A 15,959-nucleotide genomic window follows, 5' to 3' on the forward strand; every position below is an offset into this window, starting at 1 on the left:
ACGCCTCCGGCCACAAAGAGAATCTTTTTAGCTTTTAGGGCTTCGAGATCTTCGTTGATCAATTCTGAGGCACAGCCCAGGGGTCCGATGAAGTCTAAGAAGGCGTCGCCCTCTTTTAACGCGGCCATGCGGATGGTGGAGGCGCCCACCTCCTGGAATACGATGGTGACGGTGCCGGCTTCCCGGTCGTAGTCACAGATGGTTAGGGGGATGCGTTCCCCTTTTTCATCCATCCGGACGATGATGAATTGTCCGGGTTCACAATGCCCCGCTACCCGGGGAGCGGCAACGTCCATCAGGACGATGTTCTCTGCCAGGTGTTCGGCTTTGACGATTTTGTACATAGTTCCTCCTCAAATAATTATTAATTCACTCCAGCCTGATATTTTTCTGGCCGCAGGGTCAGTAGGATCCCGACCAAAATAGCGGCAAAACCAAGGATAGTAAACCCTGTTGGTTTCTCTCCGATAATAAAAAATACAAGGATGGGGTTTAGGATGGGCTCTAATAAGGATATGATGGAAGCCTCAAAGGCTGAGACCAGACGTACCCCTTTAAACAGGAAGAGGTAGGCCCCGCCCAGCTGGACGACCCCCAAGAATATCAACACTAACCAATTAGACCACGAAATATTCAGAATGTCAATCTGATGATTAAATAAAAGCAGCATCCCAAAAGCCATGATTAAGTTAATAATCCCAACCTTGGAAAGATCATTCATGGGGTAATCCTTTTCCATTAAATACTGCTCTACGGCATAGGCGATTCCTGAGGCCAAGGCCAAAAGATTGCCAAATACGGCCTGACCTCCACCTGCGTTGGTGGGATCAAAGAGAATAACTAAAATTCCACAGAGAATGACGAGTCGGGGAATCAGTTCGGACAGCACAATGGACTTCTTCCCACTGACTAAATAAAATAAATACAGCCAGAGGGGAGCCGTGCATTGCAGGATAATGGCATTAGCTGCCGTGGTCATCTTCGTTGCCGTTACAAAGGTTGCCGTTAAAAAACTATAGGCTAAAATCAATCCCACAAAGGATTTGTCAAAACGCAGCTTTTTCCACTGGATAAAGGGGATGAAAACAATCCCCGCAATGCCTCCACGGACAGCGGCAATGGTCATAGAGCTAGCATCTACACTTTTAATGAGAACGCCACCGCAGCTTAAGAGCACAGTGGCGATGACAATACACAAAACACCCTTTTTTCGATTATCCATTCATTCCTCAGATCTTATGCTTTCCACGTTGAAGTCCCGTTTCGCCTGAACGGACAAATTCCAAAACCCCAAAGGGTTCAATGATTTCGATAAAGGCATCCACCTTTTCCCGGGTTCCCGTCAGCTCTAGAATCAGGCTTTCCTTGGCCACATCCACCACCGATGCCCGGAACAAATTGGAAATCTGGACGATATTGGCACGGGTATCGTCATTGGCACGAACCTTAATAAACACCAGCTCCCGGCGGATGGCTTCGCCATCCTTGAGCTCAATGACCTTAATGACATTGATCAGCTTATTCAATTGTTTTTTAATCTGCTCCAGGATCCGCTCATCCCCCGTAACCACCATGGTGATCCGGGAGATCCTGGGATTCTCCGTGGTCCCGACCGTGAGGCTGTCGATGTTGTAGCCACGACGGGCGAAGAGTCCAGAAATCCGGGAGAGTACCCCGAAGTTATTTTCTACGAGTAGTGATAAACAATGCTTTTCCATCGTCCCCTCCTAAATCCGAATGAAATCTTCGTGGACCATGCATTCCACAAGGGTCGGGCCCTTATGGGCGATGGCCTGCGCAATTGCGGACTCAGCCTCCTCCGTGGTCTCGGCATGGAAGCCCTGGATACCGTAAGCTTTGGCCAAGGTCATAAAATCCACAGAGAAACTAAGATCTGTCCCGGAGTAATGGTTTTTGCCGTAATTATCATGCTGGAGCTGGCGGACCATCCCCAACTTGCCATTGTTAATGAGAATGATATTCACATCCAACTGGTACTCTGCAATAACCCCCAGCTCACCCATGGCCATTTGAAAGCTGCCATCACCACATACCGCAAAAATTTGTTTTGGGGTTTCCCGGGTAGCAAAGGCCACCCCGGCTGCTGCGGGAATGCTATACCCCATGGTGCCCAAGCCTCCAGAGGTAAAGTAATGGCGATCTCCCATGACATGGTAGTATAAGGCAGACCAAATCTGATTCAGTCCAACATCTGCCACCAGGGTCGCATCCAAGGCGGCAATGTCCGACAAGCGGGTAAACAACAGCTTGGGATTCACCAAATCTAAGTCCAGGTGACAATCGTACAACACCGGGTGCTCTTCTTTTATTTTTTCAATCCCCGTAATCCATGTCTTGGTATCCTTGTTAATGTCCTTTTCAATCAAATCACTCAGGACGATACGGGCATCACCCACAATGGGAATATTGGTGTCATCAATATTTTTACCAATTTCAGCCGGATCAATATCAATATGGATCAGCTCCATATCATTCATACTCCCCACGTTATTCATAGTACCCCGATCCGACATCCGGGCTCCCACACAGATACATAAATCTGCCTCATCCATAATATGATTGGAATACTCATAACCATGGCTTCCCACAATGCCGGCATAGAGGGGATGATTTTCTGGAAAGGCCCCAATCCCCATCAGGCTTGTAATGACAGGGATGGTATTTTGCTGGGCAAAGGTTAAAAGCTCCGCCTGGGCCTTGCTCAGAACCACCCCGCCCCCGGCGTAAATCACTGGACGCTTAGACGCCTTAATCTTTCGGATGGCCCGGCGAATCTGTCCCATGTGCCCTTCGTAGGTTGGCTTATATCCACGGATATCCACCTCATCCACATATTTGATGTTTTTAATGGTCTCCAGCTGGACATCCCGGGGAATATCGATCAAGACGGGACCCGGACGACCCGTGGATGCGATGTGGAAGGCCTCCCGGATAATCCGTGGCAGGTCTGCCGCTTCCTTTACGAGATAAGAGTGCTTGGTAAAAGGCGCCGTTGCCCCAAAGATATCCGCCTCCTGAAAGGCATCCGTCCCAATGAGATCCCGGTTAACCTGCCCGGTGATAGCGACAATGGGGATGGAATCCAGATAAGCGGTTGCAATCCCTGTGACCATGTTAGTGGCTCCGGGACCGGATGTCGCTAAGCAAACCCCCACCTTTCCAGTTTCACGGGCATAGCCACTGGCATAATGGGGTCCCGCCTGTTCATTTCTCACCAGGACATGCTCGATGGGAGATTCACGGAAGGCCTCATACAAAGGCAGCAGCGCCCCACCGGGATACCCAAAAATAACGTCTACATTTTCTTTTTCAAGGCATTTAAGTATTAATTTTGATGCTAACAATAAAATCACTCCCCTCTTTTGTATTTATCGGTATATAAAAATTCGCCCCAAAAGCGGCGTTTTAACAACAATGGCCTTTTTCGGGCACATTTCCTGGCAGCAATAGCAGCGAATGCAGCGGTGATAATCGTACTTCGGATATCGATTGCTGCCCACCTCCTGCCAACGCAAGGCTTTTTCCTCTAAAGGACAGCTGGCAATGCAAATGCCGCACTGGACACAGCGTTCCCTTATGACCACCGGCTTTCGCGTTAGCCAATTTTTAACAAATCTTAAATTACTCAGACTGATGGTGCTTTCATCCTTGACCGGAATCCGTTCCACAGAAAAATTATCATTAATCAGATCACCTAAATGATCTCCCAAAAGTGTAATTTCATCCTGGAGGTAGGTTCCCAGGCCCATTTCTTCCCCTGCGGTGATGGTGGGCACAAAGGACGGGTCCAGGTCCACCAACCGGGCAAAGGTGGCATCCAGAGCCACAGGATCATCAGAAATCAAAAGGCAATTCATTTTGACCGGTGTTCCCGACGCCGGACCGTTGCCCTCCATTGCGGTAATCCCATCCATGATGAAGAGCCGGGGGGCAATGCATTGATTGAGATCCACCAGCATTCGGCTAAACTGCAAACTATTTGGAAAACGGGCATGGCTGGCCCCTTTATTAAAGCCATAGACACAGCCTAGTTGGTTTTTAACCGCCCCTGTAATTCGGGTGAGCCCATGGGTCTTCATCTTGCACAGACTAATTAAAGCGTCGGTTTCGATAACAGACTGGGCCAGTTCAAAGCGCTTGGTCACCTCCCCATCAGGGTAGGCCACCGTTTGACCCCGGTCAAATACGCCCTGGGGAATGCCGTGGGCCTGGGCCACAGCCGCTAGCCCCACCTCGGTTGCCACCTTTTCCGGTGACCCCAAACCTGGGGAATCCCCATAGGTCAGCTTGGTGCATTGGGCCTCTTCCAACAAGCGAATGACGCCTTCGAATACAGCCGGATGGGTCGTGCAGCCACTCTCTATTTTTTTACTCCGCAACATGTTGGGCTTCAAGAGAATTTTCTCTTCCGGGGATACAAAGCGGGTAATCCCACCCAGATAGGCCATGCCCCTCTTAAGGGCTTCGTACACCTGCTCACCATCGTAGCTGGTGCATTTAACGATGACGACCTTCGACATAGCCATCACCTAATGGCGACTTTCTGACAGGGTAATCCCCCGACTGGTGATCCGAATCTTCTTGGTTTTCAGCAGGTTACCAATGGCCCGTTTAAAGGAGGCCTTACTCATGTGGAATTCCTTAGCAATAATGGCTGGCGGTGTTTTATCGTTGTAAGGCAGTGATCCCCCTGCCGCCATGAGCTTATCGTAAATCACCCGGGCATCCTGAGGGATTTCCTTGTATGCTTTGCGGTTGGGGCTAAGGGCCAGCTTGCCATCCTTTCGGATTTGGGTCACCCGTGCTTTGACTGAATCCCCACAATGCACATCCGCACTGATCATTTCCTTCAAGGGGACTAGGCCATGGTATTTTAAGTCTACCGCCACAAAAGCCCCCATTTCCGGATTAATCTGATAGATATAACCTTCCACCCAATCTCCTGCCTTGTAGGGCGTTTCGTTTTCCAACTTGGGGTATACTTTCATCGTCGCGCAAAGACGGCCACTTTTGTCCAGGTACAGCTCCACCAAATATTCCCGGCCGATCTGTACCTTAGTGATTTGCTCGCTATAGGGGAGGAGTACATCTTTTTCCAGCCCCCAGTCCATAAAAGCCCCCACCTTGGTAATGGCCACCACCTTCAGGGGTGCCAGCTCTCCCATAAGTATTTTAGGCCGCCTTAGAGTGGCGATGGGCCGGTCCCCGGAATCCCGGTAGACAAAGACCGATAGGGTATCCCCCACAGCCGCGCCCTTAGGCAATTCCTTCCCCGGCATCAACACTGAATCCTTTTTTTCTTTTTTATCCTGGGGGTCCACCAAATATGGCCCAATTTTTGAAATCCGATCGATGACCAGATCTTGAATCTTTCCAACTTCTATCATTCTATTCTCCTTGCTAAAATCGGGACTTGCAACCAAGTCCCGATTCATCATTTAATATCCTTTAGTTCTTTGCGATTTGCTTCGATTTGATCATTGATCTCTTTGAGTTTGATTTGAAGATTGTATAAAATTTTATCCGAATAATGCTGGGTCCCAATGCGAATTTCCTTGGCCTGGATTTGGGCATTTTCAATGATAATTTCCGCCTGAGTTTGAGCATTTTTTGTAATCTCACTGTTATCGATGACCTGTCGCAGCTTACCCTCCACATCGTTTTTCAAGCGATCGGCATCAGCCTGGGCCTCAAACAAAATCTGCTTGCGCTCTGCCACAATCTTACGGGCCTCTGCCAACTCCGGCGGGAGGGCGGTCCGGATTTCGTCCAAAATCTCTATAATTTCCTCTGGATTCACTAAGGCTTTTGATGAGAAGGGAACGGAATTCCCCTTTTCCACCAGTTCTTCCACCTCGTTGATTAATTCCAAAACCTTCATTACACTGCCTCCAATCTATTTCAAGCGCAGCGCGGCTTCCACCTCTGGCGGTACCAGCCCGCTGATATCTCCTCCAAAGCCCAGAAGCTCCCGGACTGCTGAGGAACTGATATATTCATGTTCATGGCTGGCCATCAGATACACGGTATCAATATCCTTCGCCATCCGTTTGTTAAAAAACTCCATGTTGTTTTCATATTCAAAATCCCGGTTATTTCGAAGTCCTTTAATCACGACATCGATTCCGCGATCCACCACGTAGTTCATCAAAAGCCCTTCGTAATGATCCACCTGGATATTCCTCCGATCAGAAAGGGCGCTTTCAAGTAACGCAATGCGCTGCTCCAAGGGAAACAGGTACTGCTTCGTGGTGTTCACCATGACGCAGACCACTATCTCATCAAAGATGGCGGATGCTCGTCTGATAATGTCCAAATGCCCCGTCGTCATGGGGTCAAAGCTGCCAGGGTACACTGCCTTCGCCATACCTTCACTCCTCACCGTAATAACTGATGACGGTATTTCCATATTTTTTCTCTTTTGTTTTCACAAAATTACAGATCGTTAAAGGCATTATAACAGATTTTTCATGCTCCATCATTATAATTCCTTCAGATTTCAGAATTTTTTTATTTGCCATGGCCTCAATGAGGGCGATGCTTTCCTCTCCCTTAACATAGGGCGGGTCCATGAACACAAAATCGCAGGACACTCCGCCCTGGGCCAAGCGATCGATCCCTGCCTTGGCCGACATCCGGCCAATCCTTGCCCGATTCCCAAAGCCTGCTTTTTCCACATTCTTTTCAATCAGCCGGATACTCTCTGTATCCACATCGAAAAACCAGGCTTCCCTGGCTCCCCGGCTGAGAGCCTCGATTCCCATGGCGCCGCTCCCCCCAAAAAGATCCACGAAGATGGACTCCCCGTCCAAACGCATTTGGATGGTATTGAAGATGGCCCCCTTTATTTTATCCGTCGTGGGGCGAATGCGTTCATCCCCCGGCTCATAAAGCCGCATCCCCCGCTTTTCTCCTGCTATGACACGCATTGGCGCCTCCTTTTCTTAATTCATGGTGATGTCAACACTCTGGTAAAAATCCTCGATAATCCTGGAGCGAAAAGACATGGTCTGCGCATCCTGGGCTTCAAGGATTTCCTTGGCAATTTCTCGGGTTTGGGCAATGAGCTCCAAATCCTCATAGGGGTCCAGGGCCTTTGTGGATGGAAAACCGTGCTGCCGGCATCCGAAATAATCCCCGGGCCCCCGCAATCGGTAATCCTCCTCTGCAATCTTCTGACCATTGGTATGCCCCACGATGGCCTTCATCCGCTCGATGGTTTTCTCCCCCCGAGCATTGGATACCAGAAAACAATAAGCCTGCTGATCCCCACGCCCGGCCCGCCCCCTCAGCTGATGAAGCTGGGATAAGCCAAAACGGTCAGCACTTAAAATCGTAATCACAGAGATGCCCCGGACATCGATGCCCACCTCCACAATACTGGTGGCGACCAGAAGTTTCAGCTCCCCGGCGTTATAATCGCCAATAATCTTTTTTTTATCTGCATCGGGCATTTTTCCGTGGAGGCATCCCACGGAATAACGTCCCCTGAAATGCTTCTCCATTTCTGGATATACCCGCTCGATATCCTTCACATCCTCTAAGCCCTCGGCCTCCTCAATGAAAGGACAAATCATCAGGGCTTGATACCCCTTGTCCATTTCATCCGCCATAAAATTCAAAATTTTAGGCAGTGCCTTTTCCCCATAGAAATAGGTTTTAATCTTCTTTCGCCCACTGGGCATCTCATCAATGGTGGAAATATCCAGATCCCCATACAGCACCAGGGCCAGGGTTCTGGGAATGGGGGTCGCACTCATGACCAAGGTATGGGGCTGATGTCCCTTTAGCCCCAGTTTACCCCGCTGGCGAACTCCGAAACGATGCTGTTCATCGGTGATGACCATCCCCAAATTGTAATAATCCACACTGTCCTGAATTAGGGCATGGGTTCCAATCACTACCTGGACCTCTCCAGAAGCCACCCCCTCCAGAACCTCTCGCCGTTCTGCCGGCTTCATACTCCCGGTGATGAGGGCCACGGTAATGCCATAGGGCTTTAAATACGCCTCAAAATTTCTGGCATGCTGGGCAGCCAAAATCTCCGTGGGTGCCATATAGGCTGTTTGATACCCCGATAACCCCATAAGGTAGGCACAGGCCACCGCAATAATGGTTTTCCCAGAACCCACATCCCCCTGGACCAGGCGATTAATGGTCTTTCCTTCCCGAAAATCACCGACAATATCGCTGAGAACCCCCACCTGGCCGCTGGTCAGCTCAAAGGGCAGGCCCCGTTCAAAGCGGCCCAGCTGGCCAAAATTATGGATTTGGATTTTCGATGGCCCCAGGGATATGCGGTTACTCAAAATCCCCAGATTTATTTTAAGGGCCTCGTCAAATTTTATTCGATGCCGCCCCGTCGCTACCTCCTCCAAACACTTCGGATGGTGAAGCATCTTAACCACCTCGGCCATCCCCGGTAAATCAAATTGGTCCCGATAATTCTGAGGCAGGGGATCCTCTATTCCTAAATCCTCATCCAGGGCCTTTTGAATGTATTTTTTTAAAGTTTCCGGTGGAATCCCCTCGACCTTGGGATAAACCGGTGTCAGCTCAAAAAAATCCCCGGGCTGATCCGCCCGCACAAATTGAGGGCTGTACAGTACATGCCTTCCTTTTTTAAAGGTGACACGGCTATAAAAATGGTACACCGTGTCCACCTCAAAATGCTCGGATAACCAGGGCTGGTTAAACCACACCGCCTCTCCCCGGACCACCTGTCCCCCGGATAATATTTCCTCAATGGGCAATACAAAAAGGGACAGGCTCCTGCGGATCCGCCGAACCGTCCCTTTCTTTGCGACCACTGCCGTTACCGTCACACACTGGGCTGTTTCTGTGAGCAATGTGCCGGTTTCGCTGCGATCCAGGTATTTTCGGGGAAAGATCCCCAGGAGGTCTCCCACGGATTCCACACCAAAGGCCTTTAGGGCCGCTTCACGCTTCGGCCCCACCCCAGGAATTGTCCGTACCGGATCTTTGATCGCCATCTTTTACCTCTTTATATCATCCTACTCCACCGAAACGATGTAGTAATACAGCGGTTGACCGCCGTCGTTCACTTCAATATCACAGTCGCTGAAGTCTGCTTCCAGGGCTTCTGCCAGAGACTCCGCCGTCTCCTCATCCACCTCGTGTCCAAAGTAAATGGAAATCAGCTCGCTGTCCTCATCCACCATTTTCTGCAGCAGCTCCACCGTCACAGCATCGACATTTTTGCCCTTCACGACGATTTCCCCGCCGTAAATACCAATAATATCACTTTTTTTAATCTTAAGGCCGTTAAATTTAGTATCTCGCACCGCATAGGTGACCTCGCCGGTTTTGACATCGGCAATGACCGCCTGCATGTCATCCCTATTTTTCTGGGCATCCAACTCTGCGTTAAAGGCTAGCATGGCGGTTACGCATTGGGGAATGGTCTTGGTTGGAATCACATGGAGGTTTTTGTCTGAAATGGCCACGGCCTGATTGGCCGCCATAATGATATTACTGTTATTGGGGAAAATAAAGATATCCTTGGCGTGGAGCTTTTCCACTTCATCCAAAAAATCCTGGGTACTGGGGTTCATGGTCTGTCCCCCGGAAATCACCCGGGTAATGCCAAGATCATGGAAGAGATGGGTTAGCCCCTCCCCTGGAGAAACAGCGATAAAGCCATAGGGAACCTCTGGAGAATCCTCTTCCTCCCCTTCCTCTGGCACGCCTAGCATTTCCCGCATATTATCCACCTTCATCCGAATCAGATCGCCGTAGGACAAGCCCTTTTCAAAGGCCTGACCCGGATGGTCTGTATGCACATGGACCTTGATGATATCATCATCCTTAATCACCAGCACACAGTCTCCGATGGTATTTAAAAACTCCCGCAATTCATTTTCATCGGCGTCTCCCGCTTCTTTGACAATGAATTCCGTGCAATAACCAAAGGTGATATCCTCAGGACGCATACCGGAGTCATCCACAAAACGGTCCCGGTCGCTGATATCGAAGCGCACCTCTTCCGTAAGCTCCTGATTGGTCAGCGCCAGGTATCCCCCTTCCATAATGAAAATGAGACCCTGTCCCCCAGCATCCACCACACCCGCTTCCTTAAGTACTGGCAGCATATCCGGTGTTCGGGATAGGGCGTCCTTCCCTTGGGTGATGACATCCTTTAAGAACAAATCGATATCCCGATATTCATCGTGATGGTCCATGGCAAATTCCGCCATTTCCCGGGCCACGGTCAGGATTGTCCCTTCCGTGGGCTTCATGACCGCCTTGTAAGCCGCATCGGCCGCAGCACGGATCACCTTGGCGGCGCCAAACACATCCAGACTGTCTTTATCTTTACAGCCATCGGCCACCCCACGCAGCAGCTGTGAAAGGATAACCCCGGAATTCCCCCGGGCGCCAATCAAGGCGCCGCTGGAGGCTGTCTTTGCCACAGAGTACAGATGCATACTGTCGAGTTTTGCCAACTCCCCCACGGCATGAGAGAAAGTCAGAGACATATTCGTCCCGGTGTCGCCATCGGGCACGGGGAAGACATTGAGTTCATCCACCGTCTTTTTATTGATTTCCAGATTTTTAGCCCCGTATTCGAACATTTTCTTCAGCATCGCGCCGTCGATTCTTTTTGACTCCATTTTAACCTCCGTTATACCCTGACGCTGACGACATTCACGCTGACCCGCTTGACCTTCAGTGATGTCTGCTTTTCAACGCAGTATTTCACTGCAGAAATAATATTTTCAGCCACCACCGAAATCTTGATGGCCTGCTCGACGATGACGTACAGGTCGATGATCAGCCGGCCGTCCTCGTCGATCTTCACGCCGACACCCTTGCTGGAATGCTCCTTGGTCAGAAGCTCGATGAGGCCATCCTTCCCGCGCTGGTGGGCCATGCCTACGAGGCCATAGCACCCCATGGCCGCGGTTCCAGCGATATCGGCAATGGCTTTACGTGATATTTCGATATACCCAAGTTCATTTTCGATTTTCATTGTATAATCTCCTTAAGCTCAAAAACTCAAAATTACCCATTGTTTCTTTATATTCTACATTTTTTTCGGGATAAAGTCAAAAATCTTATTGCATTATTTTTTGCTTCTGTGATATAATGGCTTCTGTTTGATAGACGAATAAGTTAGAACTGAATAAGGGAGGTAAATATAGATGGCTAAAGAATGCTTTGTGTGCAAGAAACATGTCGTTGCTGGCAACTCTGTTTCTCACTCCAACAAACATAACAAGAGAATCTGGAAGCCCAACCTGCAGAAAATCAAAGTAATGGTCGATGGCACACCCCAACGTGTCCACGTCTGTACAAGATGTCTGCGTTCCGGCAAAGTCGAACGTGCGTAATCAGACCACCTAGAAGGGGGCTGTCCTATGTGCTGATGGAAATCAGCAATGGGACAGCCCTCTTTTTATGTGCTGTGTTCTGTGATATACTGATATAAAGCCTAAAAATCTTTGAGTTTTTATGGAAAGGACCTATTATGATAAAAACAAACCGATCCTCCCCTACCTCCAAATCACCCTGACCCCCTACCTGGTTCTGGGCCTGTGCCTCTACCTTGTGAATTATATCCGCTTCACTCTGGCGAACGTCTCTTTTTCCTACGAGCATACATTTTTAGCCTTCATCCTTATCCTTGCCAGCTACCTCATCTCCGGTATCCTCCTGGCTACCCTGGCCCACAGCTTTGCCCAAATCCGCCATCAAAAAACAGCACGGATTATCGTGCTGTGCAATTTGGCCCTGCTCGTCTTCTCTTATATCATCAGTTTTTTCGGTGTTCCCTTTTTCTTCAATATTGATGATTATTTCATGTGGGCTTTCCTGCTCATCGGCTTTTACGGTACCCTGGCGGTGCAGGCCTTCGTCGTTAAAAATCCGTAAAACCCTCCTCATGCACCACATCTACCAGCAGGATCCCACTTTCCACAACAATCTCTTGGTGTTCTGCCACCGCCACATTACTCACCCCCAGCCCCGCAGCCAGATGGTCCAAGTCCGCCCGGTCCAGGGGATACTCAAATCCCCTTAGGGTAACCCCCTCGGCCCGATCGGTATAGGCAATGACGGATAGGGTGGTACCCACCGGCAATTCCAGGACTTTTCGGTCCTCCACTAAAAACAAGGTGTTGTATTCGTCCATAATACGGCCATAAACCCCAGCGGCTTGGAGCCGCCCCAGAAGATGAATATTGCTCAGGCTATGGTCCAATCGGGTGCCCAAGGCCCCCAGGAGCAGAATTTCGGTACAGCCCCTCTGTAAACAGGTGGTGATGGCCAGCTCCGTATCGGTTTCGTCCTTATGGGTGGGATGGACCACCATGGGAATTGCCATTTTTTTGATCTGCGCTAAAACCTCCGGGGCGATGGAGTCAAAATCCCCCAGCACCGTGTCCGGTTTAATGCCTAGAGCTAACGCCGTCTCCGTTCCTTTATCGGCACACAGGATATAGGCCGGCCTTTCCTTTTCAAGAAGCTGGGCATAGAAATCCAAATTCCGGTAGCGTCCCCCGGTAAAGATGATGGCCCTCATCGCCAGCTCTCCTTTTTTCCTAAAAAATCGTATAACTCCAAATAATGCTCATATCGAAGGGGATTGATGGTCCCTTCCTCCACCTGGGCTTTAACGGCACATTTCGGCTCGGAGCGATGGGTACAATTCATAAATTTACAGGCTCCCTGGGCAAACTCCGGGAAATAGAATTTTAGATCCTCAGCGGTCATTTCTTCATCAATATCCAGGGAGGAAAACCCTGGGGTATCCAGCAGATACCCCCCGCAATCCATATTAAGCAGCTCCACGTGTCTCGTGGTATGCTTCCCCCGGCCAAGCTTTTCACTCAGTCCCCCGGTTTCCATCTCACTAGCAGCACACAGGCGATTGGCCAAAGTGGATTTTCCCACGCCAGAGGGCCCGGCTAAAAAAGCTGTTTTATCAGTAAGAAGATCTGTCAGTGCCCTTAAGGACCCGGTTTCCACATTACTGACAGGGACGATGGCATAGGGGGTATCCTTAAAAACCGCAGCTATTTCTGCCACTGCCTCAGCTGGGACTAAATCCGTCTTGGTAATACAGATAATGGGCTCCACCTCCCGATATTCTGCTGTAATCAGCAACTTGTTCAACAAAAAAAGATTAGGATCGGGGTTGGCGGCGGCAAAAACAATAATAGCCACATCCACATTAGCCACCGGCGGGCGTACAAAGGCGTTTTTACGGGTTTTAATGGTATCGATGGCCGTTTCCTTCCCATCCACCGCTACATCCACGTAATCCCCTACCATCGGGGTTATTTTTTGATGTCGGAATTTTCCCCTGGCCTTGGTTTCTAATAAAGCAAGGGAACCGGTGGGTCTTACGTAGTAAAACCCTCCGATTCCTTTAATAATGCGTCCTGATATTTTCTTCATATTCGATCTTCTTAATTGTCCGGCGTCGGTGCTGGTTTCACCGTCGTCGTTGGGGCTGGTGTTGCCGTGGGTGTGGGTTCCGGTCCGGAACTGACGACATAGTTTACCGCTGAGCCCCGTTCCGTCTGGGTTCCCTCAGAGGGGGATTGGCGGATGACCACGCCAGTGGCGTAGGTCGAGCTATGCTCTTCCGTCACGGTACCAACACTCAGTCCATTGGCCTGGATTCGGGAATCCGCGTCACTTTTAGCCAAGCCCACGATTCCTGGTACATTGACCACATCCGGTCCTTTACTGACATATAAGGTTACCTTGCTTTTTTCTGCCACTTGGCTGCCCTCACCTGGGCTGACCTTAAAGACCGTACCTGTGCTATAATCCGAGTTGAACTCCCGCTGGATTTCCCCAACGGCAAGCTTTGCCCCTTCTATCGCTGTAATGGCATCATTTTCGGAAAGACCAATTACTGATGGCACGCCAACGCTTTGGCTGCCCTTACTAATGCTAACTTTAATGGTTTTTCCCTCTTGAGACGTTGAACCTGCTGTAGGATTTTGGGAGACGATTTTTCCAGCATCCACGGTGCTGCTATACACTTCTTTTTCAACTTCCAAAGTGAGCTTCAGGTTGTTCAAAGCGGTGGTGGCCTGCTCCTTCGTCATGTTGGTAACATCTGGAACGGTCACATTTTTCTTGGGTGAAAAAGCATTAATGGCAACAATGGCCAAAATGAGGACGATAACCGCAGCAATGACACCCACGATAATCATTTTTTTCTTTTTCTTTCGGCTTTGTAAATCACTTAAACCCGTTTCATCTACTTCATCATCATCGGGAATGATGGGCTGGGCCATGGTTGCTGGCTCGACCTTAAACAGTCCATCATCACCTAAATCATTAAAGAGTTCATCGGTATTAGACGCCCTCATTCCACTGGCCATGCCCACAGCCGCTTCCGCGTCCATCATCAGGCGGTCTAAATCCGCCACCAGTTCATCGACATTTTGATAGCGTTCCTCAGGTTTTTTCTGGGTTAACTTCAGGATAACAGCGTTGACGCTATCTGGAATATTCGGATTAATCTCCTTGGGTGGCACAATCTCTTCCCGAATGTGTTTAATGGCGATGGTAACGGTGCTTTCCTCGTCAAAGGGCAGCTCTCCGGTAACCAGCTCATAATACATAATCCCCAGGGAATACAGGTCTGATCGTTCATCGACAAAACCACCCCGGGCTTGCTCCGGTGAGATATAATGAACCGACCCCATGGTCTGGTTGGTCATCGTCACCGTGGAACTGGTCACTGCCCGGGCAATCCCAAAGTCTGTGACCTTGGGGACTAAATCCCTGGTCAGCAAAATATTGTGGGGCTTGATATCCCGGTGGATGATTTTGTGCTCATGGGCACATTTTAAGGCTTCTGCCACATCGATGATAAAATTCGTGGCTTCTTCATAATCTAGAACACCCTTTTTATCCAAATATTGCTTCAGGGTAATCCCATCTACATATTCCATGATGATGAAATAAACATCATCATCCACCCCCACGTCGTATACTGATACGATATTCGGGTGAGTCAGCCCAGCTGCTGCCTGGGATTCCCGATCAAACTTTTTAATAAATTGTTCATTTTCCGTATACTCATCCCGGAGGACCTTTACCGCAACAAAGCGGTTGAGCTTTAAATCCTTAGCCTTGTACACGTAGGCCATGCCCCCGCGTCCAATGAGCTCGATGATTTCATAACGACCGTTTAACAATCGACCGATCATATGGCATTTTCTCCTTCCTGGGGATCAAAAATAATGACGGTGATATTGTCGTTTCCACCGTTTCGATTCGCAGTGTTGACCAGCTCCTTTGTCGCTTCCTCCATATCTTCCTCCAGGACGATACGGCGGATCAAGGTTTCGCTTACCAGATTGTACAGGCCATCCGAGCACACCAGAAATTTATCCCCTGGCCCGATGGTATATTCAAACAAATCTGTTCTGACCACCTCATCAGTGCCAAGGGCCCGGGTAATGACATTCTTTTGGGGATGGGTCTTGGCCTGACTGGAAGAAAGCCGCCCTTCATCCACCAACGCCTGGACCAGGGAGTGGTCCTTAGTCAACTGTTCGATTCCTTCCCGGTTAATTCGGTAAGCACGGCTATCTCCCACATGAGCAATAACCAAATTCTCACCGTCCACAATACAGAGGGTCAGCGTAGTCGCCATTCCTCGTAATTCTTCATTCCGAAAACCGGCTTCCAAAATCTGTTGATTGATCCCATTGACAAAGGTATTTACCTGTCCATAATCGGTATAGTCCCCAATTCCTGCGATATTTGTTTTGATATAATCGACAGCCATCTCACTGGCCACCTCGCCGGACTGATGTCCCCCCAGTCCATCAGCGACAACGAAAATATAACAGATTTCGCCATCCTTCTCAAAATTCGCAGCAAGGTAAGCGTCCTGATTCACTTTTCGTTTTACACCGATATTTGAAGAATATGCACACTTCATC

General features: G+C 49.4%; 17 protein-coding genes and 1 pseudogene. 2 read left to right on the forward strand and 16 right to left on the reverse strand.

Going from position 1 to position 15,959, the window contains the following annotated elements:
• The 12 genes and pseudogenes from BLW33_RS10085 to BLW33_RS10140 form a co-directional block, all read right to left on the reverse strand.
• Window positions 1-344: pseudogene (locus tag BLW33_RS10085) on the reverse strand (sulfide/dihydroorotate dehydrogenase-like FAD/NAD-binding protein); the annotation flags it as partial.
• Between the two features lie 20 nt (window positions 345-364).
• Window positions 365-1,222 carry a DMT family transporter gene (locus BLW33_RS10090; RefSeq protein ID WP_090308380.1) on the reverse strand — a complete coding sequence of 286 codons (858 nt, stop codon included), beginning with the start codon at window positions 1,220-1,222 and terminating at the stop codon, window positions 365-367.
• A 7-nt stretch (window positions 1,223-1,229) separates the two neighbouring features.
• Window positions 1,230-1,718, reverse strand: coding sequence for an acetolactate synthase small subunit (ilvN, locus tag BLW33_RS10095; protein ID WP_090246809.1), 489 nt, complete (start codon window positions 1,716-1,718; stop codon window positions 1,230-1,232).
• Between the two features lie 9 nt (window positions 1,719-1,727).
• On the reverse strand, window positions 1,728-3,365 hold the full coding sequence (ilvB, locus tag BLW33_RS10100) for a biosynthetic-type acetolactate synthase large subunit (RefSeq protein WP_090308501.1): 1,638 nt from the start codon (window positions 3,363-3,365) through the stop codon (window positions 1,728-1,730).
• A gap of 24 nt (window positions 3,366-3,389) precedes the next feature.
• Complete coding sequence (locus BLW33_RS10105; protein ID WP_090308382.1) at window positions 3,390-4,541, reverse strand: DUF362 domain-containing protein; 1,152 nt, start codon at window positions 4,539-4,541, stop codon at window positions 3,390-3,392.
• Between the two features lie 9 nt (window positions 4,542-4,550).
• Complete coding sequence (locus BLW33_RS10110) at window positions 4,551-5,408, reverse strand: CvfB family protein (protein ID WP_090308386.1); 858 nt, start codon at window positions 5,406-5,408, stop codon at window positions 4,551-4,553.
• A gap of 47 nt (window positions 5,409-5,455) precedes the next feature.
• Window positions 5,456-5,902, reverse strand: a complete 447-nt coding sequence (locus tag BLW33_RS10115) for a hypothetical protein (protein WP_090308389.1) — start codon at window positions 5,900-5,902, stop codon at window positions 5,456-5,458.
• Between the two features lie 15 nt (window positions 5,903-5,917).
• Complete coding sequence (gene coaD / locus BLW33_RS10120) at window positions 5,918-6,388, reverse strand: pantetheine-phosphate adenylyltransferase (RefSeq protein ID WP_090308391.1); 471 nt, start codon at window positions 6,386-6,388, stop codon at window positions 5,918-5,920.
• A 4-nt stretch (window positions 6,389-6,392) separates the two neighbouring features.
• A complete protein-coding gene (gene rsmD, locus BLW33_RS10125; RefSeq protein ID WP_090308394.1) occupies window positions 6,393-6,950 on the reverse strand; it encodes a 16S rRNA (guanine(966)-N(2))-methyltransferase RsmD in 558 nt (185 codons plus the stop codon).
• Window positions 6,951-6,965: 15 nt separating this feature from the next.
• Window positions 6,966-9,014: an ATP-dependent DNA helicase RecG gene (locus tag BLW33_RS10130; protein ID WP_090308397.1), complete on the reverse strand. Its 2,049-nt coding sequence runs from the start codon at window positions 9,012-9,014 to the stop codon at window positions 6,966-6,968.
• 21 nt (window positions 9,015-9,035) lie between these two features.
• Window positions 9,036-10,655, reverse strand: coding sequence for a DAK2 domain-containing protein (locus tag BLW33_RS10135; protein ID WP_090308400.1), 1,620 nt, complete (start codon window positions 10,653-10,655; stop codon window positions 9,036-9,038).
• A gap of 11 nt (window positions 10,656-10,666) precedes the next feature.
• The gene (locus BLW33_RS10140) at window positions 10,667-11,014 is read right to left on the reverse strand and encodes an Asp23/Gls24 family envelope stress response protein (protein ID WP_090246823.1); all 348 of its coding nucleotides are present in this window, start codon (window positions 11,012-11,014) and stop codon (window positions 10,667-10,669) included.
• A 172-nt stretch (window positions 11,015-11,186) separates the two neighbouring features.
• Here BLW33_RS10140 and rpmB point away from each other — a divergent pair, with 172 nt between their 5' ends.
• Both rpmB and BLW33_RS10150 read left to right on the forward strand, forming a co-directional pair.
• Window positions 11,187-11,375, forward strand: a complete 189-nt coding sequence (gene rpmB, locus BLW33_RS10145; protein WP_090246825.1) for a 50S ribosomal protein L28 — start codon at window positions 11,187-11,189, stop codon at window positions 11,373-11,375.
• Between the two features lie 121 nt (window positions 11,376-11,496).
• Window positions 11,497-11,916, forward strand: coding sequence for a hypothetical protein (locus tag BLW33_RS10150; RefSeq protein ID WP_090308403.1), 420 nt, complete (start codon window positions 11,497-11,499; stop codon window positions 11,914-11,916).
• Here the strand turns inward: BLW33_RS10150 and BLW33_RS10155 are convergent.
• Genes BLW33_RS10155 through BLW33_RS10170 form a run of 4 tightly spaced genes read right to left on the reverse strand, consistent with a single transcriptional unit; the run spans window position 11,903 to window position 15,958 of the window.
• Window positions 11,903-12,565, reverse strand: a complete 663-nt coding sequence (locus BLW33_RS10155; protein ID WP_090308407.1) for a thiamine diphosphokinase — start codon at window positions 12,563-12,565, stop codon at window positions 11,903-11,905. The two genes, BLW33_RS10150 and BLW33_RS10155, sit on opposite strands and share 14 nt — an antisense overlap.
• Window positions 12,562-13,443: a ribosome small subunit-dependent GTPase A gene (gene rsgA / locus BLW33_RS10160; protein ID WP_090308410.1), complete on the reverse strand. Its 882-nt coding sequence runs from the start codon at window positions 13,441-13,443 to the stop codon at window positions 12,562-12,564. Before rsgA ends, BLW33_RS10155 begins: the two co-directional genes overlap by 4 nt.
• Window positions 13,444-13,454: 11 nt before the next feature.
• Window positions 13,455-15,218 (reverse strand): Stk1 family PASTA domain-containing Ser/Thr kinase, encoded by a 1,764-nt coding sequence (gene pknB / locus BLW33_RS10165; RefSeq protein ID WP_090308412.1) that lies wholly within the window; start codon window positions 15,216-15,218, stop codon window positions 13,455-13,457.
• Window positions 15,215-15,958: a Stp1/IreP family PP2C-type Ser/Thr phosphatase gene (locus BLW33_RS10170; RefSeq protein WP_090308415.1), complete on the reverse strand. Its 744-nt coding sequence runs from the start codon at window positions 15,956-15,958 to the stop codon at window positions 15,215-15,217. Before BLW33_RS10170 ends, pknB begins: the two co-directional genes overlap by 4 nt.
• Window position 15,959 lies beyond the last annotated feature (1 nt).

Origin of the sequence: Eubacterium aggregans (assembly GCF_900107815.1) — a bacterium.
GTDB lineage: Bacteria > Bacillota > Clostridia > Eubacteriales > Eubacteriaceae > Eubacterium_O > Eubacterium_O aggregans.

What these genes read in the sequence shown, in the direction of transcription:
- BLW33_RS10090 (WP_090308380.1), bottom strand. Translation starts at nt 1,222, where the DNA reads ATGGATAATCGAAAAAAGGGTGTTTTGTGTATTGTCATCGCCACTGTG.
- ilvN (WP_090246809.1), bottom strand. Translation starts at nt 1,718, where the DNA reads ATGGAAAAGCATTGTTTATCACTACTCGTAGAAAATAACTTCGGGGTA.
- BLW33_RS10105 (WP_090308382.1), bottom strand. Translation starts at nt 4,541, where the DNA reads ATGTCGAAGGTCGTCATCGTTAAATGCACCAGCTACGATGGTGAGCAG.
- BLW33_RS10110 (WP_090308386.1), bottom strand. Translation starts at nt 5,408, where the DNA reads ATGATAGAAGTTGGAAAGATTCAAGATCTGGTCATCGATCGGATTTCA.
- BLW33_RS10115 (WP_090308389.1), bottom strand. Translation starts at nt 5,902, where the DNA reads ATGAAGGTTTTGGAATTAATCAACGAGGTGGAAGAACTGGTGGAAAAG.
- coaD (WP_090308391.1), bottom strand. Translation starts at nt 6,388, where the DNA reads ATGGCGAAGGCAGTGTACCCTGGCAGCTTTGACCCCATGACGACGGGG.
- rsmD (WP_090308394.1), bottom strand. Translation starts at nt 6,950, where the DNA reads ATGCGTGTCATAGCAGGAGAAAAGCGGGGGATGCGGCTTTATGAGCCG.
- BLW33_RS10130 (WP_090308397.1), bottom strand. Translation starts at nt 9,014, where the DNA reads ATGGCGATCAAAGATCCGGTACGGACAATTCCTGGGGTGGGGCCGAAG.
- BLW33_RS10135 (WP_090308400.1), bottom strand. Translation starts at nt 10,655, where the DNA reads ATGGAGTCAAAAAGAATCGACGGCGCGATGCTGAAGAAAATGTTCGAA.
- BLW33_RS10140 (WP_090246823.1), bottom strand. Translation starts at nt 11,014, where the DNA reads ATGAAAATCGAAAATGAACTTGGGTATATCGAAATATCACGTAAAGCC.
- rpmB (WP_090246825.1), top strand. Translation starts at nt 11,187, where the DNA reads ATGGCTAAAGAATGCTTTGTGTGCAAGAAACATGTCGTTGCTGGCAAC.
- BLW33_RS10150 (WP_090308403.1), top strand. Translation starts at nt 11,497, where the DNA reads ATGGAAAGGACCTATTATGATAAAAACAAACCGATCCTCCCCTACCTC.
- BLW33_RS10155 (WP_090308407.1), bottom strand. Translation starts at nt 12,565, where the DNA reads ATGAGGGCCATCATCTTTACCGGGGGACGCTACCGGAATTTGGATTTC.
- rsgA (WP_090308410.1), bottom strand. Translation starts at nt 13,443, where the DNA reads ATGAAGAAAATATCAGGACGCATTATTAAAGGAATCGGAGGGTTTTAC.
- pknB (WP_090308412.1), bottom strand. Translation starts at nt 15,218, where the DNA reads ATGATCGGTCGATTGTTAAACGGTCGTTATGAAATCATCGAGCTCATT.
- BLW33_RS10170 (WP_090308415.1), bottom strand. Translation starts at nt 15,958, where the DNA reads ATGAAGTGTGCATATTCTTCAAATATCGGTGTAAAACGAAAAGTGAAT.